This is a genomic window from Mesorhizobium sp. M7A.F.Ca.CA.001.10.2.1, assembly GCF_003998575.1.
Taxonomy (GTDB): Bacteria; Pseudomonadota; Alphaproteobacteria; order Rhizobiales; family Rhizobiaceae; genus Mesorhizobium.
On sequence record NZ_RZQY01000781.1, the window covers coordinates 1 to 2,546 of the forward strand.

General features: G+C 61.9%; 3 protein-coding genes. 2 read left to right on the top strand and 1 reads right to left on the bottom strand.

The annotated features are described in order from the left end of the window. Positions 1-684, bottom strand: a 684-nt coding sequence (locus tag EN964_RS31590) for an RNA methyltransferase (RefSeq protein ID WP_164776150.1), incomplete at its 3' end; no start/stop codon positions are given. 214 nt (positions 685-898) lie between these two features. Here EN964_RS31590 and EN964_RS31595 point away from each other — a divergent pair. Together EN964_RS31595 and EN964_RS31600 are read left to right on the top strand one after the other, a co-directional pair. Beyond that, positions 899-2,110, top strand: a complete 1,212-nt coding sequence (locus EN964_RS31595; protein WP_127270610.1) for an NADP-dependent isocitrate dehydrogenase — start codon at positions 899-901, stop codon at positions 2,108-2,110. Between the two features lie 12 nt (positions 2,111-2,122). Then, positions 2,123-2,546: glutathione S-transferase N-terminal domain-containing protein (locus EN964_RS31600; RefSeq protein ID WP_127277214.1), on the top strand; the 424-nt coding region annotated here is incomplete at its 3' end.

A 2,546-nucleotide genomic window follows, 5' to 3' on the forward strand; every position in this document is an offset into this window, starting at 1 on the left:
TGTCAGCACCGCGCGAAGATTGTCGATCATTTTCGGCTTCTTCGGCGCCGGCCGGAAATAGCCGCGCGCTTCCAGCGCGCCTTCGAGATAGGCGAACAGGCCGTGCAATTCCTTGCTTGCCGATTTCATGTCCGGGCCGGAAAAATTGGTCTTGGTCTCGTCCTCCAGGCCGGACTTCATCCATTCGTAGGACATCAGAAGTGCTGCCTGGGCGATGTTGAGCGAGGAGAAATCGGGATCGACCGGGAAAGTGACGATCTCGTCGGCAAGGCCGACCTCGTCATTGTAGAGGCCGAAGCGTTCGCGTCCGAACAGGATGCCGGTGCGCTGGCCCATCACGTGGCGCGCCCGCAGCAGCCTGCCCGCCTCCACCGGCCCGCGCACGGATTTGAAGCCGTCGCGCTGCCTGGCCGTGGTGGCGAAGACAAAGTTCAGGTCGGCGAGCGCCGAGGCCAGATCGTCGAAGACGGTGACAGCGTCGATGACATGATCGGCGCGGCTGGCCGCCGCGCGCGCCTTCTCGCTCGGCCAACCATCACGCGGGTTGACCAGGCGCAGCTCCGACAGGCCGAAATTGGCCATGGCGCGCGCGACCATGCCAATGTTCTCGCCAAGCTGAGGCTCGACGAGGATGATCGCCGGGCCAGCGACTGCAATGCTATCGGGATCTTTGATGACGGGCATGATTGTCAATGAACTGCTGTTTGCGGCATTTCAGCGTCCCTGCCACATTCGGCCGGGAAAATGAAGCATTCGCAAATGACGACGGCTCTGGCCTCCAATTCGTGACCGATCGCCGTTTGCGTGGCCAAAAGCGCTTTGATATACGGGCGACATCTCCCGGCCCAACGCCGCGCGGGCAAGGCCGTCCCATATCCAGCAACGAGGCATTCTTTCCATGGCGAAGATCAAGGTGGCGAACCCGGTCGTCGAACTCGACGGCGACGAGATGACCCGCATCATCTGGCAGTTCATCAAGGACAAGCTGATCCACCCTTATCTCGACCTCAAGCTTGAATATTACGACCTCGGCATCGAGCACCGCGACGCCACCAACGACCAGGTGACCATCGATTCGGCCAACGCCATCAAAAAACACGGCGTCGGCGTGAAATGCGCGACGATCACCCCCGACGAACAGCGCGTCGAGGAGTTCAAGCTGAAGAAGATGTGGAAGTCGCCGAACGGCACCATCCGCAACATCCTCGGCGGCACCATCTTCCGCGAGCCGATCATCATGAAGAACGTGCCGCGCCTGGTGCCCGGCTGGACCAAGCCGATCATCGTCGGCCGCCATGCCTTCGGCGACCAGTACCGCGCCACCGATTTCCGCTTCCCCGGCAAGGGCAAGCTGACCATCAAGTTCGTCGGCGAGGACGGCCAGGTGATCGAGCACGATGTATACGACGCGCCCGGCGCCGGTGTCGCCATGGCCATGTACAATCTCGACGAGTCGATCCGCGAGTTCGCCCGCGCCTCGCTGAACTACGGCCTGCTGCGCAACTACCCGGTCTATCTGTCGACCAAGAACACCATCCTCAAGGCCTATGACGGCCGCTTCAAGGACATCTTCCAGGAAGTCTATGAGGCCGAGTTCGAGGCTGAGTTCAAGTCGAAGAAGCTGTGGTACGAGCACCGCCTGATCGACGACATGGTGGCCTCCGCCCTGAAATGGTCGGGCGGCTATGTCTGGGCCTGCAAGAACTATGATGGCGACGTGCAGTCCGACACGGTCGCGCAAGGCTTTGGCTCGCTCGGCCTGATGACATCGGTGCTGATGACGCCGGACGGCAAGACGGTGGAAGCGGAAGCCGCGCACGGCACGGTCACCCGCCACTACCGCCAGCATCAGAAGGGCGAGGAAACCTCGACCAATTCGATCGCTTCGATCTTCGCCTGGACGCGCGGCCTCACGCATCGCGCCAAGCTCGACGACAATGCCGACCTGAAGCGCTTTGCCGAGACGCTGGAAAAAGTCTGCATCCAGACGGTCGAGTCCGGCTTCATGACCAAGGACCTGTCGCTCTTGATCGGCCCCGACCAGCCCTGGCTGTCGACCACCGGTTTCCTCGACAAGATCGACGAGAACCTGCAGAAGGCGATGGCCTGACAAGTAAGCAAGATGGGCAAGCCCATCGTCTACGGGGCGGAGTACAGCGTCTATGTACGCATCGTCCGCCTCGTACTCGCGGAAAAAGGCATCGACTACGAGCTTGTGCCGGTCGATGTCTTTGCCGCCGAGGGGATTCCCGCCTGGTATTTCGAGCATCATCCGTTCGGCCGCATCCCGGCCTTCTGTTATGACGGGTTTCGCCTGTTCGAGACCAATGCGATTGCCCGCTATATCGACGAGGCCTTCGAAGGACCGGCGCTGCAGCCTGCCGACGCGCGCGGCCGCGCCAGGATGGGCCAGATCATCGGCATGCTCGACGCCTATGGCTATCGCGCCATGGTCTGGGATGTTGCCGTCGAGCGGCTGGAGAAGGCTGAGCCGGATTCGGCGTTGATCGCCGGCGGCCTTGCTCAGGCCGAGACGGTGCTGAAGG